This is a genomic window from Schleiferilactobacillus harbinensis DSM 16991 (assembly GCF_000425885.1).
Classification (GTDB): domain Bacteria; phylum Bacillota; class Bacilli; order Lactobacillales; family Lactobacillaceae; genus Schleiferilactobacillus; species Schleiferilactobacillus harbinensis.
The window spans coordinates 31117-56569 of sequence record NZ_AUEH01000002.1; the positions used below are offsets into that span (position 1 = coordinate 31117).

Below are 25453 nucleotides of genomic sequence, written 5' to 3' on the forward strand. Positions count from 1 at the left end.
GCTGGGTAACGATTGCGTTGCCTGGCCCTTTTTAATCAGAAAGGATCCTGGCATTGACTACGTTACGGTTTTTAAACGGTTTAGACACCATCGGCGGAAATATTGTCGAAATCGCCCAGGGGGATTCCCGGGTAATCATGGATTTCGGCGTCACCACCATTGATCCGCAGTTATCCATTGACAATATGATTGCCCAGCATCAGCTGCCCCACCTGCCCGAGTTGTTCCATCCTGAGCTGCCGGACAAGTTTCAGCACGAGGCCATCTTTATTTCCCACCTGCACATCGATCACATGGGGGCTTTGCAGTATCTGCAACGGGACATCCCCATCTATCTGAGTCCCGACGCTTATCAGCTTTATCAAGTCTTGATTGCCCAGCACATGGAAGCACCCGTCGCTAATTTGCATATCTTGCCCTACGAACAGCCCTTAACAGTGGGCAGTTTACAGGTCACCGGCTTTGCCAGTGATCACGATACGGTCGGAGCGATGGCGCTGCTGGTGGATGATGGCCGCCAATGCTTTGCCCATAGCGGGGACGTCCGTTTGAATGGACCCCACGCCGACCGCGTGCTAAACTGGTCTAGAGTGCTGAAAACTCGGCGGGTCAAAGTATTCATGCTGGAAGGGACAACATTCAGCTTTTCTGCCCCGGTTCCTGTAGAAGATGCAGACCAGCCGGCGACACCCTTAACTGAAGCAACGCTTGCCGCTAAATTTCAAGATTTGCTGCACGATCAGCCGGCGACCCAATTTATTTTGAATGTTTATCCCCGCAACGTGGAACGGTTGCTGGCCCTAGACAAAATTGCGCGCCAGGCTGATCGGCCAATCATTTGGGAACCGGAATTTGCTGCCGTCTTGCATGCCTTTGCCCCGGACACGCCGCTCACGACGTTTGGTCCGGACACCATGGCAGCAATTCAAGCGAATCCCGGTCGGTTTGTTTTGCAAAACAGTTATGCCCATCTGGCCCGACTGACTGCCCTCCCCCGACCGGCTGTTTATCTGCACTCCAACGGCGAGCCGCTGGGTGATTACGATCCCCGTTTTGCGCAGTTGAAGGACTTCCTGGCAGCCGCTGATATTCCCTTCACTTTTTTATCAGCCACCGGTCATGCTCAGCGGGCAGATTTGATCACCCTGGCCGAGCGCGTTCACGCCATGTATGTGGTTCCCTGGCACACCTTTAAGCCCCAAGCAATGGCGGATGCGTTAGCCCCAACGTATAGTGACGTCTTACTCCCTGAACGGGATTTGTACTACGAATTTTAAATTTATCGAAAACACGGAAGAAGGAATTTTGCATGGCAACAAACGATACATTGCCTGAAAAATTGAAACAAGAATTATTACGGACAAAAGAGTCCACGAAAAATCTGGCGGTTGATATTGGTATTTCCTACGCCAGCCTCCAATCCTACTTGACCGGCCGGACTCAACCGGGCGCTAAGAACCGCGGCATTTTGGAAGCTTATTTTGAAAAAGTGGCCGAGGAATTAGCCGCCCAACCGGCCCCCAGTGAAGAAAAGGCAGCGGCCCCCGCGGCCAAGGCGCCCACCGTGGAAGAACCCGCGCCGGTGCTGACAGACTATTCCATCTACATGGATGAATCTTTTGATCCTGAACAACAGGGCCGCGGCAACAATCTGATCGTCGTCAGCGGTATTCTGGTGCCCCAATTGGAAGAAGCGAGCTCTTTGAAGAAATTCCAAGATGCCCTTTATCCGTTTGGCTGGGACAAAGGCGACGAAGTCAAAGCCCATTTCAAGACGAACGAAAATATCGTCAAGATCTTGCAGATGAGCCACGATAAATACATCGATTACGCCGGTTTGAAGACCGAAAAGGTTCCGGTCCTGCTGACCCGGAACAATGCTAACGAACGTTTCTCCCAAACCTTCCCGTATATCCGGTTGCTGAGTGAATTGATTGGCCACACTTTGGCCGGCAAACATCTGCCGCAACTGAACCTGACCATCACCATGGATCACTCGCCGATCATTGACGAGAATCAATTGCGGATGGTCCGGGAAAGCTTGCAAAAGCACTTGCTGCTGAAATACCAGCAACGGTCCAGCATCTACATTACCAGTGCGGACTCCAAGGATCGGCTGGGCTTGCAGCTGGCTGATTTCTTAGCCAACTACCTCAATCGGGTCGCTACGAAGTCCATTGATCCGGTGATCGACTTGATCCCGTTCAACCACGATAATTCCGAGATGGCCCAACAATTCGTGTACTTCTATGGCTTGCAGGATCAGCGGATCAACTACAGCGCCCTGCCGAGCACTGCGACGGACGAACAGCCAACGGCCGTTGCGGCAACAACGACCACAGCCGCTCCGGCCGCCGCTGTCTCCACTAGCAGCCCGTCCACCCAAGCCGCTTCTGCCGCACCGCAATCGGCTCCGACACCGCAAGTACAGATTCAGGCGCCCGCAGCGCAGATGCCTGCTTCGACCGCAGACACCAATAGCAACCATGGTAATGGTAATAATACTGCCGGCAGCACTGCCCCGCAGCCAACACCTAGCCGTAAGCAGCCGGTTATCCACAAGCTGGACGCCCACTTGAGCCGGCCGGTACCCACTTCGACCCAATACTTCACCAATAATCAGCATGGGACAACAGCAAATAACCGAGAAACAACATCTGCTGCACCGGCAACTGAAGTGAAGGCCGACGCTAAGTCAACGGATGACAGCGACCATGCCCCTCGGGTGCGCGTCGCTGAAATGGAGAAGGTCAATGACTTTGTTCACGACCTTCTGCCGTTAAATCTTGCCGTCCTGGCAAACACAACCAGTGCCCAACAGGACGAATACCGGGACACAGTAAAGGGGATCACCACGATCATCTTCAGTGTTCTGCCCAGCAAGATGAAGGGCCAGCTGATCACCGGCAAACCCCGCAAGACCTTGAAAAATATTACTGATCTGCTCGAAGCGGTGCACAATGCCGAGAAGAGTATTCCAACATTGAAGATCAAGGACAAGCATGGTCAACTGACCGCTGCCCGGACAATGCTGGAGAAGACGTTACAGTGGGCCGACAAGAACAATATCACTCCGGCGGCCATCGACTAATTCGAACCGCACAGAAAAAGCCAAACCTCTCAGCAACGAGGTTTGGCTTTTTTACTGTCCATGGTCCATGCACCATGCTGTTTAATCATAACGCTGGCTCAGGGCGCGCTGGACATCCCGGGCCTGTTCCTTGCGTTTCAGGGTCTCACGTTTGTCATACTCGTGCTTCCCTTTGCCCACGCCAATCAAGATCTTGGCGTAGCCATGTTTCAGGTAAGCTTTCAAGGGCACAATGGCGATCCCTTTTTCCTGGACGACGCCCGCCAGTTTGGCAATCTCACGCTTCTTTAACAACAGCTTGCGATTGCGTAACGGGTCGACATTGAACTGATTTCCCTGCTTATAGGGCGAAATATGCACGTTTTCCAACCATACTTCACCGTTGCGGACCCGGGCATATCCGTCCCGCAGGTTCATTTTACCCTCACGGACGGACTTGATCTCTGTCCCGGTCAAAGCAATGCCCGCCTCGTAGGTTTCCAGAATCTCGTAATTGTGACCGGCCTTTTTGTTTTGGGCGAGCTGGTTGGCCGGCTTTTTTTGCTCTTTACGTTTGGCCATGCCGACGCACCTTTCTTTCTGTTACTTATGGTTCTGATTGCGACGATGATTATTACTATTGTTGCTGCGCACGACCCGCGGCCGGTTGAAGCCGTCGTCGCTCTTGCCGCCGTTGTTATTATTGGTGTTCCGATTGCCGCGGTTGTTGTTATTGTTGCCGCGGAAATTCGGCTTGCCGCCAGTGGTCTTGCGAGGACCGCTGTAGTTGCCGGAATTGCCGTATTGCGCCATCCGCTTCTGCCGCTGATCCGCACGCTGCTGATCCTCTGGGCTCAGGACTAATTCAAAGGTCAACTGGCGCAGCGTCACATTAGCTGTGACCAATTTAACTTTGACGTCTTGGCCGATCCGGTACATTTTATGGGTCGATCGGCCAATCAAGGCTAACTGCTTCTCATCGAATGAGTAGAAGTCGTCGCCAATCGTCGAAATGTGGACCAGACCCTCAACGGTGTTCGGCAGCGCAATGAACATTCCGAAGCTGGTGACCGAAGCGACGACGGCATCGAATTCTTGATCGACTTGGTCCGCCATATATTCAGTCTTCAGCAGATCATCCACGTCCCGCTCCGTGTCGACTGCTTTGCGCTCTTGGGTCGAACATTGCAATGCAACATCTGGCAGGATCTCGTGGAACTTATCCTTTTCCTTCTGGGTCGTGCCATTAGCCGCGTACTCATGGATCATCCGGTGCACGAACAAGTCCGGATACCGGCGAATGGGCGAGGTGAAGTGGGTATAATACTCGGCCGCCAAACCAAAGTGGCCCAGCAGTTCATCGGAATAATGGGCCTGTTTCAAGCTGCGCAGCATCATGATATTGACAACTGCCTCTTGCGGCGTACCTTCCACCTGGGCCAGCAGATCCTGCAAGGCCTTGGGCTTCACGTTCTCTGTGCCGCCCTTAGGATGAATCCCAAAAGCCGACACAAATTCATAGAAGGATTGGATCCGATCTTCATCAGGCGTTTCGTGCACCCGGTACAAGAACGGCACATGCTTCTTGTAATAGGCCTCTGCGACGGTCTCATTGGCCGCCAGCATGAAGCTTTCGATCATTCGCTCTGCCGTCCCCCGCTCACGCAAGACGATATCCACTGGCTTAGAGTTTTCATCCACAATGATTTTTGCTTCAGTGTCTTCAAAGTCGATAGCCCCGCGGCGATGACGCATGGCAAAGAGAATCTTATGCAATTCGCCCATGGTGTCGAACATGTCGTCCAGCTTGGCGTATTGTTCCCGCAGTGCTGGATCGCGATCTTCGATGATTTTGTTCACGTTGTTGTATGTCATTCGGGCGGCTGACTTCATCACACTGGGATAAATATCATACTTCACGACGTGACCTTCACCATCAATTTCCATGTCGCAGGTCAAGGTCAGGCGCTCTACTCCGGGATTCAAGGAACAAATTCCGTTGGATAGGCGGAACGGCAGCATCGGGATCACCCGATCGGCCAAATAGGTACTGGTCCCGCGATCATAGGCTTCCTTATCCAGAGGCGATCCCTCAGTGACATAGTGGGACACATCGGCGATAGAGACGCCTAAATGATAATGGCCGTTATCCATTTTCCAAACCGCCACGGCATCGTCGAAGTCCTTCGAATCATCACCGTCGATGGTGACCATCGGCTGATCCGTAATATCCCGCCGGCCGATTTTTTCTTCCGGCTGCACGGTATCGGGAATACTATTGGCCTGATCCAGGACTTCCTGGGGGAATTCATCATGCAATCCATGATCGTAAACGATGGACAGAATGTCGACCCCGGGCTCGTTCTTATTCCCAATGGTCTTCAAAACGACCCCTTCCATCTGGGTCGGTGTCTTCGCTGTGGGATACTTAGTGATCTCCACTAAGACCATATCACCCATTTGGGGATGGATACCTTCATTAGACAGGAAAATCACATATTGGGCCAATTTCTTTTCGTGACTGGATGCATAACCGACCTGACCCGTCTTCTTAGCTTCTGCGTCGGAATACTGGACAAACTCACCGACTAGACGAGTGATTTTGCGTTCGACGACACCGGAAATATAGCCTTCCGGGCCCTTTTTCTTCCAAGGATTGCCCGGACCGACCATCGTGACAACGACCGTATCGCCGTCAATGGCCGTATCAGTCTTGCCTTTGGGGATAAAGATATCCGGTTGTTCATCATCATAAGAGACAAAGCCGAAACCCTTCTCGTGGCCATGGAAAACACCCGTAACGACTTCGTCGATCGGGGTCAGCTGATAACGGTCGTTACCCTGAGGTGTGATGCGCTTGTCGTTTTCCAGTTCGGTCAGGACCTTCACAATATTTTTGAAGGCTGCCGCGCCGCCTAAGTGCATGATCTTGGCTAATGTCTCGACCGTATATTGGGTCTCTGGATGACTGCCAAAGATGTCGTAGACATTCGCAATTAATTCATCGTGTTCATTCATTAAACTGTTTACCGTCCTTCTTACTTGGTGGCACCCCACCAGAATTCATTTGTGCAAAGAAAAATGAGGCCGAAAAAATGTGCGTTCACGACAACAAGGGGCAAAAGCCGTACCTTGGCTTTGCCCCTTGTTGCGTTAAGCAGAAATTGCTGGCTTGTGTTCCGCGACTAGGAAAAGCATGCGAGTCTGTCATCGCCGACAACGTTGTGTTCCAGCCTCTGTATCCATTAGATTATTTTGATCCGAGGTAGACCAGAATCAACGCAAATACGAAGAATAGAAAGCCTAAAACGGCCGTCACTTTCTCCATAAATGCTTCAAAGCCCCGCTTCTTTTGTTGACCAAAAAGCTCGCCGCCGCCACCAGAAAGGGCGTTCAGCGCATCCTGCTGTTTGGTCGGCTGCATCATGACCGCGATCACGATGGCAATGGAATCAATAATGAGTAACGTCATAACGAGATTATACACGTATAGAACCTGCTTTCACTCCGGATTGCTAAATTTACTTGTTTATCGTACCACACTACGCGGGCCGCCGTCTAGCATGGGCGATTCGGCTAGCACCCCCGGCGGGCCAAAATAGGGTATGATGGGGACAACTTAGAATAGAAGGAGCGGACGAATAATGACCAGTACAATGCTCGCCATTTTATTAACGACATTTCTCACGGTGATGACCCTATTCTTTGCGTGGCTGGCGGTCCGGGTCAGATTGCAGACCCTGGCCACGATTCGCCGCCGGATTCTTGCCTTAAAGGACAAATTACGCCGCCCAGGTGATCATTTTGAGCTCAGCGGCCCGGTGGTCAGTCATCGGTTCTGGAAAGATTATGTGCTCCGTGATGGCCGCGGAATCTTGCGCCGGGTGGGTAAAATCGTTACCTTTTTGCTGCTGATTCATATTGCGGGGATCTTTTTGCCATTGCGGCTGGTGATGCTGGTTCTTTTTCTGCCCTTTGCTGACGCGGTATATTTCTATATTCAGCTCCACCGGTACGACGATCTGGTCGCTAACTGGGATAGCCAAGTGCAGCAGCATTACATCGCCGCCGATCCCAGCGATAATCACTAGTGCCGTTGCTGGACCAGCGCTGTGAGCTCTTCTTTGACTTTTGCGCGCATGCTGGCGTCCACTGCCACTAACAGCGTATCCCCGGCATGAATCAAGGTATCGCCGCTGGGGACCAATTCCTGTTCCCCCCGCCGAATTGCCACCAGCAAAGTGCCTTTCGGCCAACGGAAATCACGCACCGAAGTGTCTTCCAACCGCGAACCAACCGTCACCGGAATTTCAATATGCGCCCGTTTGCCCGTTGGTCCCTGCGTGCCAGCGGGCAATTTGAGCCGGTCGCGCAAACTGGCATAGATTGGTGCCCCGTGCAGCACGTCCACTACCAGATAAGCCACGAGGGATACCACGGCCAAGGGCATCAGGTGCACGAGTGATCCCACCATTTCAGTGATCAATAGAATAGCCGTAAACGGCGCCTTGCCAATACCGGCGAAATAGCCAGCCATGGCAAAAATGACAAAATTAATGAAGTATTGCCGCGGCAGCCAGCCGAGCATGATCATCACGGTGGCGTAAATACCGCCCAATACGGCGCCTAGACTAAGAATCGGCAGAAAAATCCCGCCGGGCAGACCGGATCCATAAGCGACCATGGACAATGCAAAGCGGACCGCGAATAAGACCAGCAACAATCCGAGGGTGGGCACCACTTGCCCCATGTGCAGGATAATGGCGTTTCCCCCGCCCAACCACAGCGGTTGCCAAAAGCCAACTAAAATGGTGACTGCAAACGGTACGAGACCGTCCAGCCAGCGCGGCAGCGGGACAAATCGCCGGTACCAGCCGGGCATGGCCAGCAATGTCTTCTGATAAACCACGCCCAGCAGCCCCAGCAAGACGCCTAATCCCAGCAAATGGCCGTATTCATTTAACGGCAGACTATTGGCATAGGTGAGGTGCAGGACCGGCGTCAAGCCGAAGACCACACTGGCGACAAAGTTAGCCGCCACGGCGCTGGCCAGCGATGCCAGCCAAACCAGCAGGGAAAAGTTGTGGTATATTTCCTCCAGCACAAATAACGTACCGGCAATGGGCGCATTAAACGCGGCGGATAATCCGCCAGCTGCCCCGCAGGCAATGGCAATGCGGCGCGCGGTACCGGCCTGACCGGTAGTTTCCGCGAAACCCTGGCCGACAGCGGCGCCAAGCTGAATTGAGGGCCCTTCCCGACCCAGAAATAGACCCGGACCGATACTTAAGACGCCGCCGATAAATTTGCGCCAGAGGATCGACCACCAGTGCAGCTGCAAGGCGTCATCCAGTTGGGCCTCAACTTGAGGAATACCCGAGCCGCTGATCTGCGGCTGCTGCTTAACCAAGATGCCGGCCCCTAACGGCAGCAGGACACTGCCGCCGATGATCACCAGCCACCACCAGCCGTGGCCAGTCTGGACCTGCTGATAGACCCAGATGGTGGCGGCCAGCATTTTACCGATACTCCAGCGAAAGGCGCTCACGACCGCGCCGGTACAAAGACCAATCAGCAGTCCGCGCCCCACCAGAATCAAACGGGTCCAATCAATTGGCTGAGTCTGTTTGGACGTTTCCACACCCTGTCACTCCCTTCAAAAGTTCAGACAAAAACACCGCAGACTGGTGGCGCCGGCCCGCGGTGTTTGTCGACCCCTGATCGTCACCAGAGGGTTAAGCGATTATTACTTCTTGATGTTGTAGAAGCTCTTGATGCCCTTGTATTCAGCAGCATCGCCGAGTTGATCTTCGATCCGCATCAATTGGTTATACTTCGCGATCCGATCAGTCCGGCTCATGGAACCAGTCTTGATCTGGCCAGCATTGGTGGCAACAACCAAGTCAGCGATCGTTGTATCTTCAGTTTCACCAGAACGGTGAGAAACAATAGCTGTGTAACCAGCTTCCTTAGCCATTTCGATGGCTTCCATTGTTTCAGTCAACGTACCGATTTGGTTCAACTTGATCAGGATGGAGTTAGCAACGCCCATTTCAATACCCTTTTCCAGATATTGCGTGTTCGTTACGAACAGATCATCACCAACGATTTGGACCTTCTTGCCCAAACGAGCAGTCAGAGTCTTCCAGTCGTCCCATTCGTTCTCGTCCAAAGGATCTTCAACGGAAACGATCGGATACTTGTCGATCAAGCCTTCCAGCAAGCTGGTGAATTCATCGGCAGTATAGTTCTTGCCGTCACCCTTCAATTCATATTGATGAGTGTCGGTGTTGTAGAATTCAGAAGAAGCGCAGTCGAAGGCGATGGAAATATCTTCCCCAGGCTTGTAGCCAGCACGTTGGATGGCTTCAACCAAGATTTCGAAAGGCTCTTCGTTGTTCTTCAAGTCCGGTGCGAAGCCGCCTTCGTCACCAACAGCGGTCATGTAACCCCGCTCCTCGAGCAGTTTCTTCAAGGTGTGGAAAGTTTCAGAACCCATCCGAACAGCTTCGTGGATCGACTTAGCCCCAACCGGCATGATCATGAATTCCTGGAAGTCAACGTTGTTGTCTGCGTGTGCACCACCGTTGATAACGTTCATCATCGGTGTGGGCAGAACGTGACCATTGGTCCCGCCAAGATAAGAGTACAGCGGCAGGCCCAGTTCGTCAGCAGCTGCGCGAGCAGCGGCCAAGGAAACACTGAGGATGGCGTTAGCGCCCAACTTACCCTTATTCGGGGTGCCGTCCAAGTCGATCATCGCTTGGTCCAAAGCACGTTGGTCGGTAACGTCCATGCCGATGACTTCTTTAGCAATCTTGTCGTTAACGTTGGCAACAGCCTTCAGGACACCCTTGCCGCCGAAGCGCTTGGGATCGCCGTCACGCAATTCAACAGCTTCATGTTCACCAGTAGACGCACCAGAAGGAACGATTGCCCGGCCAAAGCCGCCCAGTTCAGTGTAAACTTCGGCTTCGACAGTGGGGTTGCCCCGAGAATCCAACACTTCGCGGGCCAATACATCAGTAATAACAGACATGTGGTTATCTCTCCTTTTTAAACAATGTAGAAACAATGACTCAAGTTCATTCTACCGTATTTAACGGTGGGACAAAAGGAATTCCTGGATTTCCCAACCAATCATTCCCCTTGCCGCAACCAATTAGTCTTGGTAGTGAACGAGTTGCAGGAAGGAATCAGGTTGCAGGGAAGCCCCGCCAACCAGCCCGCCGTCAATATCCGGCTGAGCCATTAATTCCTTAACGTTGTTCGGCTTCATGGAACCGCCGTATTGGATCCGAGTGGCATCCGCAACCGTTTGATCATAAAGCTTCGCGATCGTCTCCCGGATGTGCCGGCAAACTTCCTCAGCTTGGTCGGAGGTCGCCGTCTTACCGGTCCCAATGGCCCAGATTGGTTCATAAGCAATGACCAATGCCTTGGCCTGGTCAGCAGATAAACCGTTCAAAGCGGCTTCAACCTGAGTCGCGACCCAGTCTTCCGTTTCGCCGGCTTCGCGTTGTTCTAAGGACTCGCCAACACAGATGATCGGCTTCATACCGTTGGCAAAAACGGCCTTAGCCTTCTTGTTGACGTCCTCATTCGTTTCATGGTAATAACCGCGCCGTTCGGAGTGGCCGACGATGACGTACTTGACGCCTAAGTCAGCTAAAACCTTAGGACTGGTCTCGCCAGTAAAGGCCCCTGATTCGTGATCATTGGCATTTTGAGCAGCGGGCACCAAGACAGAATCCTTGGCTGCATCCACTAAGGCCGTGATGTCGATTGCCGGTGCGGCAATGACAGACTCCACCTTGCTGGGATCCGGTAATTCATTCTTGACAGCAGCCACGAATGCCCGGGTCTCATCAGGGTTCATGTTCATTTTCCAGTTGCCTGCAATAATAGGTTTACGCAAAATTACTCCGTCCTTCCGTGATTACTTGTCAGAAATGGAGGCGATACCCGGCAATGTCTTACCTTCCAGGTATTCCAGAGAAGCGCCGCCGCCAGTGGAAATGTGGGTAATCTTGTCTGCGATGCCCAATTGCTCAGCAGCCGCTGCGGAATCGCCGCCGCCGATGATCGTGGTGGCCCCTTGCAGGTCGCCCAGTGCTTGGCCGACTTCCAAAGTACCCTTGGCGAAGTGGCTCATTTCAAACGCACCCATCGGGCCGTTCCAAACAACCGTCTTAGCGCCTTGCAGCTTCTCCTTGAACAGAGCAACTGTCTTCGGGCCGATATCCAAGGCTAATTCATCGTCAGGAACATCCACGCCGACAGTCTCGTAAGGCACGTCGTTGGAGAATTCCTTAGCGACCACGTTGTCGACCGGCAAAACGATCTTGTCACCAGCTTTAGCCAGTAATTGCTTAGCCAAGTCTTCCTTGTCCGGTTCGTACAGAGACTTGCCGATCTTGTGGCCCTGGGCCGCCAAGAAGGTGTACGCCATGCCGCCGCCGATCAGGATGTGATCAGACTTAGGAATCAAGTTGTCAATGACGCCGATCTTGTCGGAAACCTTAGCCCCGCCAAGAATGGTAACGAACGGGTGAACCGGATTGTCGACCGCTTCGCCCAAGAACTTGATTTCCTTTTCCATCAAGAAGCCAGCCGCAACGGGCTTGCCAGCAGCCTTCATAGCGGTGGCGATACCAACGTTAGAAGCGTGCTCCCGGTGTGCTGTCCCAAAGGCGTCGTTGATAAATACGTCGCCCAAGGAAGCCCAGTATTGACCCAGCTTCGGATCGTTCTTGGATTCCCGCTTGCCAAAATCGTTGTCGATATCTTGGAACCGAGTGTTCTCCATTAACAATACCTGACCGTCTTGCAGCTTGTTGATGGCGTCTTCCAATTCCTTGCCTTCGTTAACCGGTACAAATTCAACCGGCTTGTTCAACAATTCGGAAAGACGAGCAGCAACGGGCTTCAAGCTCAGCTTAGCCTTGTCTTCGTCACTCTTGATCCGGCCTAAGTGAGACAGCAGAATTGCCTTGCCGCCATGCTCGATGATGTATTTAATCGTCGGTAAAGCAGCGCGGATCCGGTTGTCGTCGCCAATCTTGCCGTCCTTGATGGGCACGTTGAAGTCCACCCGCATCAAGACTTTTTTGTCTTTGACATCGACGTCAGAAACAATCAATTTTGCCATTGTGTAGTAACCTCCTAGTTAAACTTTCCAAAAATAAAAGGCGAAGGGAGTGAACCTCCCTCCGCCTCAACGTTATTGCCGTATTAAAGCTGGACGCTCAGATTAGAGAGTGGCAAACTTCAACAGCGTACGAATCATCTGGCAAGTGAAACCATATTCGTTGTCGTACCAAGCAACAGTCTTAACCAATTGATTGTCGCCAGCAGTAACAACTTCAGTTTGGGTCGGGTCGAAGATGGAGCCGTATGTTGTACCGATAACATCGGAAGATACGATTTCATCAGCGTTGTAGCCGAAGCTTTCGTTGCCTTCAGTGTGCTTCTTGATTGCTTCGTTAACTTCGTCGGCAGTAACCTTCTTGTCAAGGATAGTAACCAATTCAGTCAAGGAACCATCAACAACAGACACACGTTGTGCATGGCCGTTCAGGACACCCTTCAATTCAGGAATTACCAAGCCAATGGCCTTAGCAGCACCTGTGGAGTGGGGAATCGTGTTAACAGCGGCAGAACGAGCAGCACGCAAGTTGCCACCACGTACAGGGCCGTCAAGCAGCATCTGAGTGGAAGTGTAGGCGTGAACCGTCGTCATGGTACCAACCTTGATACCAAATTCGTTGTTGACGAAGTAAGCCAGAGGAGCCAAGCAGTTAGTTGTGCAGGAACCAGCAGAAACGATACGATCGTCACTGTTCAAAGTGTCATCGTTAACGTTGTAAACGATGGTCTTTGTGTCGCTGCCAGCCGGTGCTGAGATCAGTACCCGCTTTGCGCCAGCGTCCAAGTGTGCTTGGGACTTAGCCTTGGAAGTATAGAAGCCGGTGCATTCCAGAACGTATTCAACGCCGTCGTTCTTAACCCAAGGAATGTTTTGTGCTTGGGGTTCAGCGTATACACGGTACTTCTTGCCGTCAACGACGATGGAGTCGTCAGTCGCGCTCACTTCACCAGGGAAGGTGCCATGAGTGGAGTCATACTTCAACAGATGAGCCAGCATTGCCGGGCTGGTTAAATCGTTGATAGCGACAACTTGAATATCGTTGGACTTAGCACCTAATTCATAAATCCGACGGAAAGCCAAACGACCGATACGACCGAAGCCGTTGATACCAATTTTGACAGTCATACAAAACTTCCTCCTTTAGGAAATTGAACAATAATATTTTAAAGGGTTGCCCCATTTAAAATCACTTTAGCTGCACCTTCATCCGTGATCAACCACGTATGTTCCGGTGCACTATGCATGTACGCCTTAATTGCTTTGCCTTTGGAAGCTCCGCCAGCAATGCAGACGACGTACGGGATTTTCTGCAAGTCAGAAACTTGCAGGCCAATGCGCGGTACCTTGTAAACCACCTGGCCGGCTTCATCGAAGAAATAGCCGAAGGCTTCGCCGACTGCTTGATCCTTTTGCAACAGCTGAATCGTGGCCGCGTCCATTTCACGACGCTTGGCCATGACCAAGGCATCACCCACGCTGTGGACTACCGCAGTCGCATGACCGATCAGATCAAGGACCCGGCGTACACTCGGTTCTTTCAAAAGCGGCTCGTAAACATCGGCACTCACATTATCCGGAAGATAAAGGGCACGATGCTCGCCGCCAGTGGAACGGGCCATCTCGGCACAAATCGTGTTGGCCTGAATGTCGACCCGTTCGCCGATACCGCCGCGGGCGGGAACGAACATGAGCTGGCGGTTCTGCCCCAGCCTACGGCTAAGAGCGGTCGCCACATGGCCCATCGTGTTGCCGCCCATGACGGCAACGACGTTCCTGCCATCCGGCAGCAATGCGTTCAGCGTTTGATTCACCAGCGCACCCATCTCATCAAGAATCTTCGGCTGCGTATCGCAGTTACCCGATACAATCATGACGTGATCCACACCCAACACATGGGCTAATTGATTCTCCACATCATGAATGCCAACCAATTGATTCATGAAGTTCTCCAAGCCTTGAAGAACTTCTCGACCATGGGTGGTGATGACCATCCCGGCGGATGTTGAGTCGATCAGCCGCTGGCGCCGGAGGAAATCTGTCTCCGTGCGCAGCACCCGCTCGCTTACATCCAATTCAGCCGCCAGTGTGCGGCGGCCGATCGGGGACGCCCAACTGATCATGCGCAGGACCTGATACCGTTGGCGAAGCACAGATAGGAAATCCGGCGCGAGCGCCTCGATCCACCCCAGTTCTTCGTGCACGATATCTGACCCCTCTCTGGGACGCATTATGTCCAAGGGTGTCACAGAGTGACCCGGTGAGGGGAAAATTTTAAGGGATCCACTCACTTCGGTTCTCCCTCTGACACTTATCAATATAGCACTCGCCGTAGGGGTTTGCAAGTTCAGCGCTTCTTCCCGCAAACCCCATTGGGCCCGGTTTTGGGCCACTTTTCAGCCCTTTTTTGCGCAAAAATATCAATAATTGTTCGGAATTTGCACATATTTTCAGCAGGTTGGACAAAAAACGCCCCAGTCGGCCGGGGCAGGCTGTCCGAAGCCACCAAAAAACCGCCCACCGACAGCAATCGGTGGGCGGAACATTCTGAATCACTATGCGCTGTGGGGGAATCGAACCCTCATCTAAAGAACCGGAATCTTTCGTGCGATCCATTACACTAACAGCGCATCACTTGAAATATAATACCTGAAACCCCGAGGAATTACAAGGGGGTCGCAGAAGTTTTTCGCCAGAATCGACAGAACTTTGCTATGATGGAGTCAGTTACTGAATTAAGAAAGGAGCCTTCCCCAATGGATAAACACACTGCCGCCGAAGTGTTACATATCGTGAACGGCGTCTTGCTGATCACCACCGGTACGATCGCCATCGTCGCTGCCGGTCTAAGCTTGGCCGCCCCCAAGGACAAACATGAGCGTCGCCGTTGACGCCTGGATTCTTTCGTGGTAAATTAGCAGAGTAACTTGATGAGTGCTAATTGCGGGCATGTTGATGCCCTACCACAGTACCCAATTGCCTGTCACCATGCATCGCACCGCTGCTCGCCGCATTTTGGCTGAACCGGTCGCGGTGCGCTCTTTGAAGGAGGTTTTCTGAACCTATGTTAGTCCCTACAGTTATTGAACAAACTTCTCGGGGCGAGCGCGCCTATGACATTTACTCCCGGTTACTGAAGGACCGCATCATCATGCTGTCTGGCGAAGTAAATGACCAAATGGCCAACTCGATTATCGCCCAACTGCTGTTCCTGGATGCCCAGGATTCCGATAAAGATATCTACCTGTACATCAACTCTCCGGGCGGTGTCATTACGTCCGGCTTGGCAATCATGGATACCATGAATTTCGTCAAGGCTGACGTGCAGACGATTGCCATCGGGATGGCGGCTTCCATGGCCTCCATTCTGCTGACTGCCGGCACAAAGGGCAAGCGCTTTGCTCTGCCAAACGCCACCGTCTTGATTCATCAACCCTTAGGCGGTGCCCAGGGTCAGCAAACGGATATCCAGATCGCTGCTGAAGAGATCTTGAAGACCCGGAACAAGATCAACCAGATCTTGGCGGACACGACTGGCCAGCCGCTGAAGAAGATCCAAGCCGATACCGAACGGGATAACTACATGTCTGCTGAACAAGCCAAGGATTACGGTTTGATCGACCAGATCATGGACCGGACGCAACCGGCAGCAAAGAAGTAATTTAATCTTGGGCTTCGGCCCGACTAAAAAATAATAGCGGCGGCACATGCCAGATTCTGGTATGTGCCGCCGCTATTTTTGTTGGCGCTAGTTGCTCATCGTCGGCAGATCTTCAAAATTGCCGTCAGGAATCGCCGCCAAATGATCCCGGACAGAGGACACTGCATCCCGGACATGATTGTATTGGTCTGGGGTCAGCCCGATCCACTCCATGCACGTACCGACGCGCTCGTCGACTTTATCCTGCATGTCGCGGCCATAGGCGGTCAGCTGGACGTCCAAGCGCCGTTCGTCCCGCTTAGAGCGCTGCCGGCTTAACCAGCCGTCCTTTTCTAACCGCTTCAAGAGCGGCGTCAGGGTGCCGCTATCCAGCCCAACTCGTTCGCCCAGAGCCTTCACTGACAGCGTGCCATACTGCCACAAGGCGAGCAGCACGATGTATTGGGAATAGGTGAGGTGGAATGGCGCCAGTGCCTTCGCATAGAAGCGATTGAATACTTTATGTGCCTGATAAATGGAAAAACAGAGTTGTTCATCCAGAATAATAGGGGTTGCCATAGGCTTATGCTTCCTTTCTGTTACTGTAATTGCCTTGCCGCAAGGTATCCGCGAAGGCATTGATTTTGCGCAGCCGGTGATTGACCCCGGATTTCGACACTGGGCCGCCGGGGAGCAATTCACCAAGCTCTTTCAACGACACCTCAGGATGAGCCAGCCGGATGGTCGCAATTTCTCGGAGCGATGGGGATAACGCGCTCAGGCCGACTGTTGCTTGAATCAATTCAATGTTCTCGATCTGGCGGGCGGCAGCGTTCACCGTCTTGTTCATATTTGCGGTCTCGCAATTGACCAGCCGATTAACTGAATTGCGCATGTCCCGGACGATGCGGACATCCTCAAATTGCAGCATCGCATTGGTCGCACCGATCAATTGGAGAAAATCGGCGACTTGTTCCGCCTCTTTGAGGTAGACAATATAGCCGCTGCGCCGGGCTGTTTCCTTGGCATTCAAGTGAAACGACCGCAGGGCTGCCAACAGATCCCGGGAATGATCGGCATATGTGGAGTAAATCTCTAAGTGATAGCGGCTGGTTTCAGGATCATTCACCGACCCGCCGGCAAGGAAGGCCCCCCGCAAGTAGGAGCGCAGCAACGGTTCTTTGCTGCTGATATCCGACGAGATCCGGTGACTGATATGCAGGGCATCATCTTGCAGGATCGACAGGTCGGTGAGCACCCGATGGCTGCCGCCCTGCAGGCGCACCGCGTAATTATAATTCTTGCGTAAATTCATTTTCCGACTGACCAGCAGCTCCGCCTCAACGGCATACACCTGCTTCAGTAAGGCATAAATACGCCGGGCAATGGCTGGATTCTCTGTCGCCACGGAAAGGACAAATTGATGATCCACTAACCGCAGTGTACCGTTCATCCGAATCAAAGCAGCCAGCTCAGCCCGGGCGTGCTGCCGATGGACCGGCAATAGCGTTAATTCCTTTTTCACCTGACTGGCGAAAGACGCCATTGACTCACCCCCTGCCCTTTCTGCCGCGCTTATCCAGTTTGGCTTGGAACGCCAGATTCAGCAACTCCTTGGCCACCTTGCGGCCGTTATGGAAAACACCGCGATCGTGCAGGTCCAAGAAATTGTCGGAGATCACATTGCAGCCAAAGGCCCGTAAGCCATCGAAGTCATGGCGCACTTGGTATAAGTATTCATCATACTTTTGGCGGTCCATGTAATTCTCCGGTACCGGCGCCGTATTGACCAGGACAGTATCGATGTAGTTGCCGCCGAGATGGCGGTTCAATACCGCCACATGGTCGGCGTCAGAAAAGTTCTCGGTCTCACCCTTCTGAGTCATGATATTGCAAATATAGGTAATGTTGGCCGCGGTATGGCGCAGCGCGTGATGCACATTGTCGATCATCAGATTCGGCAGAATACTGGTGAACAGCGAGCCCGGACCCAGCACCACGACTTGGGCGTCCATGATCGCGTCAATCACCTGATCGGCCGCTTCCGGCGGTTCAGCGGGGTTGTCCTTCTGGGTCACCCACACGCGCTGGATGCGTTTGCCGGCACCGGAGATCTCAGTCTCCCCCTGGCGGGTGGAGCCGTCGGTGAACTCAGCGTTCAGAGTCAGCGGGACATCCGCCACGGGATAGACGTGCCCGTCCACTTTCATCATCGCCGACAATTCCTGAACAGCAGTGAAAATATCGCCATCCATTTCCGCCAGCGCCGTAATGATCAGATTGCCAATGGCATGACCAGAGAGAAAGGCGTCGGAACTGTTAAAGCGGTATTGGAAAATCCGCAACTCTGAATCGGATAATTCCGATAATGCCACCAGGACATTGCGGATATCCCCGGGCGGCACAACATTGATGTAGTTGCGCAAAACGCCGGAGGAGCCGCCATCATCGGCCACAGTCACGACCGCAGTGATGTCAGCGTTCTCCTGGCGCAGGCTGGATAAAATGACTGGCAGGCCGGTGCCGCCGCCAATAACGACGACTTTGGGTCGGCGGCCGCGGATGACGCGAATAATGCGGTTGTCTCCATTCATGAGCGGTTCACCGTCTCCTTTCGCCGATGCATATCCCGATGAGTCACATCCACGGAATACTTCTTGCCTAAGTCCTGAGCCAGCCGCTGGGCAATCGCCACACTGCGATGCTGACCGCCAGTACAGCCGATGGCAATGGTCATACTAGTCTTGCCCTCTCGCTGGTAACCCGGCATCGTCAGCCACAACAGATCAATGAATTGCTGGTAGAATTTCTCAGTCTCCGGCTGGTTCATCACATAATCATAAACGGGCTTATCCAAACCCGTCAGCGGCTTGTACGCTGGAATGTAGTACGGATTCGGTAAAAACCGGACGTCCATGACGATATCGGCATCAATGGGAATGCCATATTTATAACCGAAGGACATCACTTCAATGTGAAACGGCGTATCACCGGATTCCTTGAAGTGGCCGAAAATCTCTTCCCGTAATTGCCGAGGCGACATGTTCGAGGTGTCGATCACAATTTGTGCCCGATTCTTCATCTCGGTGAGCAGCTCGCGTTCCAGTTTAATGCCCTCCAGCAGCCGACCGTCCATTGCTAACGGATGGGAGCGGCGGGTCTCCTTATAGCGGGCGACCAGCTCAGAATTCGAGGCATCCAGGAAGAGGATCCGGGTGCGTACGGTATTGGCGTTGTCCAGATCGGCCAGCATGGAAATAATCTGGTCATAGAATGCCCGGGAGCGCAGGTCGATGACCAGCGCGACCTTTTGGATCGATCCGGATTCACGGACCAGGTCCCAGAACTTGGGTAATAGAGACGGCGGCATGTTATCAATGACGAAATAGCCTAAATCTTCGAAGGCTTGGGCGGCAATGGTTTTGCCGGCGCCGCTCATACCGGTGATAATGACCACATCTAATGGATTATTTGAGGCCATACGCACACTCCTTTTCTTTTGCATGGACATTATAACACAGCCGGGCGTGTCCTTCATGGGGCAAATTAATTGTTGGCAATTAAAAAGAGGATTAAGGCAAGGTGATGTCCGGTATACTGCCGTGCCAATGCTCCGCAAGCTTCGGCACTAGATCGACCAGAACAAATTACCTTGCCTTAATCCAGATTAGAACTATTTCTTCGCCTTTACCGGCGTTTTCTTTTTCTTAGCTGCTACGGCGTTTTCCGTCCGGGCTTTATCCCGGTCAAGAATAGGACCGAGGTATTGGCCGGTGTAGCTTGCCGCTACAGTAGCGACGTGTTCGGGGGTGCCGGTGGCGATCACGGTGCCGCCGCCATCGCCGCCTTCTGGACCGAGATCGATCAGCCAGTCGGCGCTCTTGACCACATCCAGATTATGCTCAATGATCAGTACGGTGTTGCCCTCATCTACCAGTCGCTGCAAGACCGTCAGCAGACGCTTGATATCATCGGTGTGCAGACCGGTGGTGGGTTCATCAAGGATGTAGAAATTGCTGCCGGTGGACTTCTTGTACAGTTCAGAGGCCAGCTTCATCCGCTGGGCTTCGCCACCGGACAGGGTCGTGGCCGGTTGACCCATTTTCACGTAACCCAAGCCCACGTCAACAATAGTCTGCAGCTTACGGGTGATCTTCGGAATAGCTTTAAAGAAATCCAGTGCCTCAGCCACGGTCATGTCCAAAACTTGGGCAATGTTCTTCCCGTGATAGGTGACTTCCAACGTCTCGGAATTATACCGGGTGCCGTGGCAGACTTCGCAGGGCACATAAATATCCGGCAGGAAGTTCATTTCGATTCGAATGATTCCGTCACCCTTACAGGTCTCGCAACGGCCGCCCTTGACGTTGAAACTGAAGCGGCCCTTGGAATACCCGCGAATCTTCGCTTCATTAGTCTTGGCAAACAGGTCGCGAATATCATCAAAGACACTGGTATAGGTGGCCGGGTTGCTCCGGGGGGTCCGGCCGATCGGGCTTTGGTCGATATCCACCAGTTTATCAATATTCTTGTAGCCGGTGATGTTCTTGTACTTCCCCGCTTTGTGGGAATTATGGTTCAGCTTCTGCGCCAGCGCCCGCTTCAAGATCTGGTTGACCAGCGTCGACTTGCCGGAACCAGAGACTCCGGTGACCACAATGAACTTGCCCAGGGGGAAGTCCACATCAATATCCTTCAGATTGTTTTCTGCGGCCCCGGTGATGCGGATCTTTTTGCCATTGCCGTTGCGCCGTTCGAGCGGTACCGGCACAAACTTTTTCCCTGCCAGATACTGCCCCGTCAACGATTTCGGATTTTTCGCAACCTGGGCTGGGGTACCGGCGGCCATCACTTCGCCGCCCTTTTCACCCGCGCCGGGTCCAATATCGATCAAGTAATCCGCCGCCCGCATGGTGTCTTCATCGTGCTCGACAACGATTAAGGTGTTCCCCAGATCCCGCATTTTTTTCAACGACGAAATCAACCGGTCATTGTCCCGCTGGTGCAAACCAATGGAGGGTTCATCCAGAATATACAGCACCCCGGACAGATTGGAACCGATCTGGGTAGCTAATCGAATCCGCTGGGCCTCCCCACCGGACAACGTACCAGCCGCCCGGGACAGGGTTAAATAATCCAGGCCCACATTACGCAGGAAAGTGAGCCGATCCCGCACTTCCTTTAAAATCGGCTTGGCTATGACGGCTTCTTGTTCAGACAATTCGACCTGCTTAAAGAACGGGAGTGCATCCTTGATTGACAGGTCAGAAACTTCGGCAATATCCTCGCCGCTGACCTTAACGCTCAGGGCTTGACGGTTCAGCCGCTTGCCGTGGCAGGTCGGGCAGGTCAGTTCGGTCATGTACAACCGCATTTGATCTCGGGTAAAGTCACTGTTGGTATCCCGATAACGCCGGGCAATGTTCGTAAGGACGCCCTCGAAGGCCACATCAACATCCCGTACGCCGCCAAAGTCGTTTTCATAATGGAAATGGAATTCTTTGCCGCCGGAACCGTTCATGACCAGGTCCCTATCTTTCTTCGGCAAGTCCTTAAACGGCGTATCCAAATCAATATGGAAGGCGGCGGCCGCCTGGGCCAGCAATTCCGGATAATACTGAGAACTGATTGGGTTCCAGGGTGCAATGGCCCCTTCCCGCAGTGTCTTCGTATCATCAGGGACGACCAGATCCGGGTCCACCGACAGCTTCATGCCCAGTCCATCACAGTCGGGACAGGCACCAAACGGCGCATTGAACGAAAACAGCCGCGGTTCAAGCTCACCCACGGTAAATCCGCAGATGGGGCACGCATAGTGTTCAGAAAAGACCAGCGGCTCTCCGCCGATCACATCCACATTAGCGTACCCATCAGATAGCCGCAGGGCAGCCTCTAGGGAATCGAAAAGCCGTGACCGCACATTATCCCGAACCACGATCCGGTCAACCACGATGTCCACATCGTGTTTCTTGTTCTTATCCAGTTCCGGCGCTTCGCTCACATCGTAGGTCTCCCCGTCGACCCGCAGGCGGACATAGCCCTCCCGCTTCACCCGGGCAAATTCTTTTTTCTGGGTACCCTTCTTTTGGCGGACGATCGGGGACATAATTTGAATCCGGGACCCCTCCGGCAGAGCCAGCGTGCGGGCGACCATTTGGTCCACCGACTGGCTTTGGATCGGTGTGCCGTCGTTAGGGCAGATGGGATGACCCACCCGGGCCCACAATAGCCGTAAGTAGTCATTGATCTCGGTCACTGTGCCGACCGTGGACCGCGGGTTCTTAGAGGTCGTTTTCTGATCGATCGAAATTGCCGGCGATAATCCGTCAATGCTGTCCACATCAGGCTTCTGCATCTGCCCGAGGAACTGCCGGGCATAGGCTGACAGACTTTCGACATAGCGCCGCTGACCTTCGGCGTACAGCGTGTCGAAGGCCAGCGAACTCTTTCCTGACCCGGACAGGCCAGTGATGACCACCAGCTTATCCCGGGGGATCGTCACGTCAATGTTCTTCAGATTGTGGGCCCGGGCACCATGAATAATGATTTTGTCGTTGGCCATATGTTTAATCCACTTCCGCTTTCAATTCTAAGATAGTATCGCGCAGCGTGGCCGCCGTTTCGAAGTCCAGCTTCTTGGCGGCATTCTGCATTTGTTCCGTCAAATTATTGATCAATTCAGTACGTTCCTTCTTCGTCATTGTACTCAGATCCACACTGGCCGCCTTCTCTTTGGTCGCTTCATCAGCGTCATCCGCCGGCCGCATGACTGAAATGGCATCCCGAATCGGCTTGACAATCGTCGTCGGGGTGACGTCGTGCGCCTCGTTGAAGGCCTCTTGTACCTTGCGCCGGCCACGGGTCTTAGCAATGGCCTCTTGCATCGAATCCGTCACCTTGTCGGCGTACATAATCACTTTACCGTTGACGTTCCGCGACGCTCGGCCAATGATCTGGGTCAGCGACTGGGCAGACCGGAGGAAGCCTTCCTTGTCGGCATCAAGAATACAAATCAGTGAAACTTCCGGAACATCGATCCCTTCCCGCAGCAGGTTGATCCCGATCAAGACATCAAATACACCGAGCCGCAGGTCGCGAATGATCTGGGTCCGTTCCAAAGTCTTGATATCTGAGTGGAGGTAGCGCACCTTCATACCCATTTCTTTGAGATAATCGGTTAAGTCTTCGGCCATTTTCTTCGTCATCGTCGTGATGAAAACCCGCTCGTGTTTCTCCACGCGCTGATTGATCTCACCGACCATATCATCGATCTGACCCATAATTGGCCGGACTTCAATGATAGGATCAAGTAACCCGGTCGGCCGAATGATCTGGGGGACATGGTCCTGGGTCCGGTCCATTTCATAGGGGCCTGGCGTAGCGGAAACATACAGAATCCGTTTGACGTGTTCCTCAAACTCATTCAGCTTCAACGGCCGGTTATCCCGGGCACTGGGCAAGCGGAAGCCGTAGTCCACCAGCATCTGCTTCCGCGCCCGGTCGCCATTATACATGCCGCGAATCTGAGGCATAGTGACGTGGGATTCATCAATCATAATATTGAAATCATCTGGGAAGAAATCCAGCAGCGTATGGGGCGGCACGCCCGGCGCGCGGCCTTCCAAGGTGGCCGAGTAGTTCTCGATCCCGTTGGTGTAGCCCATTTCCCGCATCATATCGATGTCGTAATTGGTTCGCTGTTCCAGCCGCTGGGCCTCCAATAGTTTGCCGTGCTCCCGGAAATTCTTCAGTTGGCCCTGCAGTTCAGTCTGGATGCGCTTGATGGCGCCCTCCATCTGTTCGTCGTTGGTCATAAAGTGGGTCGCCGGAAAGATCGATACCTGATCCCGGGTCCCGATAATCTCGCCGGTCAGCGCATCTACTTCGACGATGCGATCAATTTCATCCCCAAAAAACTCGACCCGAATCGCATTTTCGTCGTTGGAGGCAGGGAAGATTTCCACCACGTCCCCCCGGACTCGGAAGCGGCCCCGTTGAAAGTCGATATCATTGCGTTCGAATTGAATCCCGACCAGTTCCCGGAGCAATGTATTCCGGTCGATCTGCATCCCTTGGCGCAAAGAGATTACGCTCTTGGCATATTCCTTAGGATCCCCCAACCCGAAAATACAAGACACACTGGCCACCACAATGACGTCATTACGCTCCAACAGTGCACTGGTCGCGGAGTGGCGCAATTTATCGATCTCATCATTAATGCTGGCATCTTTTTCAATATACGTATCACTGGAGGGCACATAGGCTTCAGGCTGATAGTAATCATAATAACTGACAAAGTACTCCACCCGGTTGTGGGGGAAGAATTCCTTGAACTCGCCATATAATTGACCAGCCAGCGTTTTGTTGTGGGAAATGACCAATGTCGGCTTGTTCAGCTTTGCAATCACGTTCGCCATCGTGAACGTCTTACCAGTCCCCGTCGCCCCTTCTAGGACAACTTCTTTATCCCCTTGCTGGAAGTCCTTCGTGATCCGGGCAATCGCTTTACCCTGATCCCCGGCCGGCTTGTATTTCGAAACCAAATCAAATGGTCTGTCAGGTTGACGTGTAATCATAGTTAGGCAAAATCCTCCTCCACAAAAGCTGATAAGCGAACGAAGCGCAAAAGCCAAAAAATGACTCTTGCGCCGCATATTACGTACTACTAATTCAACAGAAATATTGTACCACAGAGAACATACTTTCGCCAGAGAGAGGGCGAAGGCGACCGGTCAGAAGCGTAGGGATAAGGACGGCCAGGCACAAACCCCGGTTTTGGGTTTTTGCCTGGCCGTCCTTATCCCCTAGCTTCTGGTCGCCTGAGCCCGGTTAGAAGAAGCCAGCCTACCGCGCCACATGATACGCCGGCACGATCTGCTTCGTAATCGCGGCCAGCTTATCCCGATCCGAAAAGTCCTCATTCAACAGATCCGGCATGATGTTCTCCAAGAAATACTGCACCGACGGCATCGCTTTAAATGATACGATCGTTGTCAAGCTCTCCTTGAAAATATCCATATACACCGTCTCCGGATTGCCCTTTTGGATTCCCCCAAAGGACTCATACAGCAGATCCACCTTATCGGCCACCGACAAGATTTTGCCTTCCAGCGAATCATCTTTGCCCTCTGACAACCGCCGACGGTAAATGTCCTGCAGTTCTTCCGGAATTTCATTCTGAATGAAGTTCTCAGTCATATGATCCTCCACCCGGGCCAGCATATGCCGCAGCTCCGGAGTGGCGTACTTCACCGGGGTCTTAATGTCCCCGATGAACCGTTCCGTATAATCATGGTTCAATGATTTTTCGTACAGCATCTTCCAGTCGATGGTGTTTCCGGCCTGTTCCTCAATGTCGCCCAGCATTTGGGCGATCGCTGCCACCTTAAATGAATGGGCAGCAACGGAATGCTGCTGATACTTGAAGAACCCCGGCGCCCGATCCAACCATTCCAAATTTGTTAACCCCGTGATGTACTGATGCAGACCCATCCAGACCACTCTCCATTTCTGATTTTGAATTGTCCGTATGTTACCACGTCCGGACACCCAGTACAAGCATGACAGATTCTCTGCCAATAGACAATTCAGCCCC

21 protein-coding genes and 1 tRNA gene are annotated in these 25453 nt (G+C 52.9%); 5 read left to right on the top strand and 17 right to left on the bottom strand.

Annotated elements, in window-relative coordinates:
• The first annotated feature begins 53 nt into the window (after nt 1-53).
• The gene (locus H627_RS0101530; protein WP_027827498.1) at nt 54-1277 is read left to right on the top strand and encodes an MBL fold metallo-hydrolase; all 1224 of its coding nucleotides are present in this window, start codon (nt 54-56) and stop codon (nt 1275-1277) included.
• Nucleotides 1278-1309: 32 nt separating this feature from the next.
• A complete protein-coding gene (locus H627_RS0101535; RefSeq protein WP_027827499.1) occupies nt 1310-3091 on the top strand; it encodes a DUF3800 domain-containing protein in 1782 nt (593 codons plus the stop codon).
• A gap of 81 nt (nt 3092-3172) precedes the next feature.
• Here the strand turns inward: H627_RS0101535 and smpB are convergent, their stop codons facing one another.
• The 3 genes from smpB to secG all read right to left on the bottom strand — a co-directional run bounded on the left by smpB (nt 3173) and on the right by secG (nt 6557).
• Complete coding sequence (gene smpB / locus H627_RS0101540; RefSeq protein ID WP_027827500.1) at nt 3173-3652, bottom strand: SsrA-binding protein SmpB; 480 nt, start codon at nt 3650-3652, stop codon at nt 3173-3175.
• A gap of 21 nt (nt 3653-3673) precedes the next feature.
• Entirely contained in the window at nt 3674-6088 is a 2415-nt protein-coding gene (rnr, locus tag H627_RS16520; RefSeq protein WP_081674541.1) for a ribonuclease R, read from the bottom strand.
• Nucleotides 6089-6320: 232 nt separating this feature from the next.
• Nucleotides 6321-6557: a preprotein translocase subunit SecG gene (gene secG, locus H627_RS0101550; protein ID WP_027827501.1), complete on the bottom strand. Its 237-nt coding sequence runs from the start codon at nt 6555-6557 to the stop codon at nt 6321-6323.
• A gap of 157 nt (nt 6558-6714) precedes the next feature.
• Here secG and H627_RS0101555 point away from each other — a divergent pair, with 157 nt between their 5' ends.
• Nucleotides 6715-7161 carry a hypothetical protein gene (locus H627_RS0101555; protein WP_027827502.1) on the top strand — a complete coding sequence of 149 codons (447 nt, stop codon included), beginning with the start codon at nt 6715-6717 and terminating at the stop codon, nt 7159-7161.
• On the opposite strand, the gene H627_RS0101560 is transcribed toward H627_RS0101555, so the two are convergent.
• The 7 genes from H627_RS0101560 to H627_RS0101590 all read right to left on the bottom strand — a co-directional run bounded on the left by H627_RS0101560 (nt 7158) and on the right by H627_RS0101590 (nt 14848).
• The gene (locus tag H627_RS0101560; RefSeq protein WP_027827503.1) at nt 7158-8711 is read right to left on the bottom strand and encodes a ClC family H(+)/Cl(-) exchange transporter; all 1554 of its coding nucleotides are present in this window, start codon (nt 8709-8711) and stop codon (nt 7158-7160) included. The genes H627_RS0101555 and H627_RS0101560 overlap by 4 nt on opposite strands.
• A gap of 105 nt (nt 8712-8816) precedes the next feature.
• Nucleotides 8817-10109: a phosphopyruvate hydratase gene (eno, locus tag H627_RS0101565; protein WP_027827504.1), complete on the bottom strand. Its 1293-nt coding sequence runs from the start codon at nt 10107-10109 to the stop codon at nt 8817-8819.
• Between the two features lie 123 nt (nt 10110-10232).
• Nucleotides 10233-10988, bottom strand: a complete 756-nt coding sequence (gene tpiA / locus H627_RS0101570) for a triose-phosphate isomerase (protein ID WP_027827505.1) — start codon at nt 10986-10988, stop codon at nt 10233-10235.
• Nucleotides 10989-11009: 21 nt separating this feature from the next.
• Nucleotides 11010-12221: a phosphoglycerate kinase gene (locus tag H627_RS0101575; protein ID WP_027827506.1), complete on the bottom strand. Its 1212-nt coding sequence runs from the start codon at nt 12219-12221 to the stop codon at nt 11010-11012.
• 102 nt (nt 12222-12323) lie between these two features.
• Entirely contained in the window at nt 12324-13346 is a 1023-nt protein-coding gene (gap, locus tag H627_RS0101580; protein ID WP_027827507.1) for a type I glyceraldehyde-3-phosphate dehydrogenase, read from the bottom strand.
• Between the two features lie 38 nt (nt 13347-13384).
• The gene (locus tag H627_RS0101585; protein WP_027827508.1) at nt 13385-14422 is read right to left on the bottom strand and encodes a sugar-binding transcriptional regulator; all 1038 of its coding nucleotides are present in this window, start codon (nt 14420-14422) and stop codon (nt 13385-13387) included.
• Between the two features lie 354 nt (nt 14423-14776).
• Nucleotides 14777-14848 (bottom strand) — tRNA-Arg (locus H627_RS0101590).
• Nucleotides 14849-14974: 126 nt separating this feature from the next.
• Here H627_RS0101590 and H627_RS20580 point away from each other — a divergent pair.
• Together H627_RS20580 and clpP are read left to right on the top strand one after the other, a co-directional pair.
• Nucleotides 14975-15109, top strand: a complete 135-nt coding sequence (locus tag H627_RS20580; RefSeq protein WP_258456733.1) for a hypothetical protein — start codon at nt 14975-14977, stop codon at nt 15107-15109.
• A gap of 173 nt (nt 15110-15282) precedes the next feature.
• Nucleotides 15283-15879 (top strand): ATP-dependent Clp endopeptidase proteolytic subunit ClpP, encoded by a 597-nt coding sequence (gene clpP, locus H627_RS0101600; protein ID WP_027827509.1) that lies wholly within the window; start codon nt 15283-15285, stop codon nt 15877-15879.
• Between the two features lie 87 nt (nt 15880-15966).
• Here the strand turns inward: clpP and H627_RS0101605 are convergent, their stop codons facing one another.
• The 7 genes from H627_RS0101605 to H627_RS0101635 form a co-directional block, all read right to left on the bottom strand.
• Nucleotides 15967-16437, bottom strand: coding sequence for a MarR family winged helix-turn-helix transcriptional regulator (locus H627_RS0101605; RefSeq protein ID WP_027827510.1), 471 nt, complete (start codon nt 16435-16437; stop codon nt 15967-15969).
• 4 nt (nt 16438-16441) lie between these two features.
• The gene (gene whiA, locus H627_RS0101610) at nt 16442-17404 is read right to left on the bottom strand and encodes a DNA-binding protein WhiA (protein ID WP_027827511.1); all 963 of its coding nucleotides are present in this window, start codon (nt 17402-17404) and stop codon (nt 16442-16444) included.
• 4 nt (nt 17405-17408) lie between these two features.
• Nucleotides 17409-18452 (bottom strand): gluconeogenesis factor YvcK family protein, encoded by a 1044-nt coding sequence (locus tag H627_RS0101615; protein WP_027827512.1) that lies wholly within the window; start codon nt 18450-18452, stop codon nt 17409-17411.
• Nucleotides 18449-19339, bottom strand: a complete 891-nt coding sequence (gene rapZ, locus H627_RS0101620; protein WP_027827513.1) for an RNase adapter RapZ — start codon at nt 19337-19339, stop codon at nt 18449-18451. Before rapZ ends, H627_RS0101615 begins: the two co-directional genes overlap by 4 nt.
• A 192-nt stretch (nt 19340-19531) precedes the next feature.
• On the bottom strand, nt 19532-22420 hold the full coding sequence (gene uvrA, locus H627_RS0101625) for an excinuclease ABC subunit UvrA (protein ID WP_027827514.1): 2889 nt from the start codon (nt 22418-22420) through the stop codon (nt 19532-19534).
• Nucleotides 22421-22424: 4 nt separating this feature from the next.
• Nucleotides 22425-24434 carry an excinuclease ABC subunit UvrB gene (gene uvrB, locus H627_RS0101630; protein WP_027827515.1) on the bottom strand — a complete coding sequence of 670 codons (2010 nt, stop codon included), beginning with the start codon at nt 24432-24434 and terminating at the stop codon, nt 22425-22427.
• 268 nt (nt 24435-24702) lie between these two features.
• Nucleotides 24703-25350 (bottom strand): YfbR-like 5'-deoxynucleotidase, encoded by a 648-nt coding sequence (locus H627_RS0101635; RefSeq protein WP_027827516.1) that lies wholly within the window; start codon nt 25348-25350, stop codon nt 24703-24705.
• Nucleotides 25351-25453 lie beyond the last annotated feature (103 nt).

Coding starts and splice junctions, on each gene's coding strand:
- uvrB (WP_027827515.1), bottom strand. CDS start 24,434: ATGATTACACGTCAACCTGACAGACCATTTGATTTGGTTTCGAAATAC.
- H627_RS0101615 (WP_027827512.1), bottom strand. CDS start 18,452: ATGAATGGAGACAACCGCATTATTCGCGTCATCCGCGGCCGCCGACCC.
- rnr (WP_081674541.1), bottom strand. CDS start 6,088: ATGAATGAACACGATGAATTAATTGCGAATGTCTACGACATCTTTGGC.
- whiA (WP_027827511.1), bottom strand. CDS start 17,404: ATGGCGTCTTTCGCCAGTCAGGTGAAAAAGGAATTAACGCTATTGCCG.
- uvrA (WP_027827514.1), bottom strand. CDS start 22,420: ATGGCCAACGACAAAATCATTATTCATGGTGCCCGGGCCCACAATCTG.
- H627_RS0101555 (WP_027827502.1), top strand. CDS start 6,715: ATGACCAGTACAATGCTCGCCATTTTATTAACGACATTTCTCACGGTG.
- smpB (WP_027827500.1), bottom strand. CDS start 3,652: ATGGCCAAACGTAAAGAGCAAAAAAAGCCGGCCAACCAGCTCGCCCAA.
- H627_RS0101605 (WP_027827510.1), bottom strand. CDS start 16,437: ATGGCAACCCCTATTATTCTGGATGAACAACTCTGTTTTTCCATTTAT.
- H627_RS20580 (WP_258456733.1), top strand. CDS start 14,975: ATGGATAAACACACTGCCGCCGAAGTGTTACATATCGTGAACGGCGTC.
- rapZ (WP_027827513.1), bottom strand. CDS start 19,339: ATGGCCTCAAATAATCCATTAGATGTGGTCATTATCACCGGTATGAGC.
- H627_RS0101635 (WP_027827516.1), bottom strand. CDS start 25,350: ATGGGTCTGCATCAGTACATCACGGGGTTAACAAATTTGGAATGGTTG.
- eno (WP_027827504.1), bottom strand. CDS start 10,109: ATGTCTGTTATTACTGATGTATTGGCCCGCGAAGTGTTGGATTCTCGG.
- H627_RS0101535 (WP_027827499.1), top strand. CDS start 1,310: ATGGCAACAAACGATACATTGCCTGAAAAATTGAAACAAGAATTATTA.
- H627_RS0101575 (WP_027827506.1), bottom strand. CDS start 12,221: ATGGCAAAATTGATTGTTTCTGACGTCGATGTCAAAGACAAAAAAGTC.
- gap (WP_027827507.1), bottom strand. CDS start 13,346: ATGACTGTCAAAATTGGTATCAACGGCTTCGGTCGTATCGGTCGTTTG.
- clpP (WP_027827509.1), top strand. CDS start 15,283: ATGTTAGTCCCTACAGTTATTGAACAAACTTCTCGGGGCGAGCGCGCC.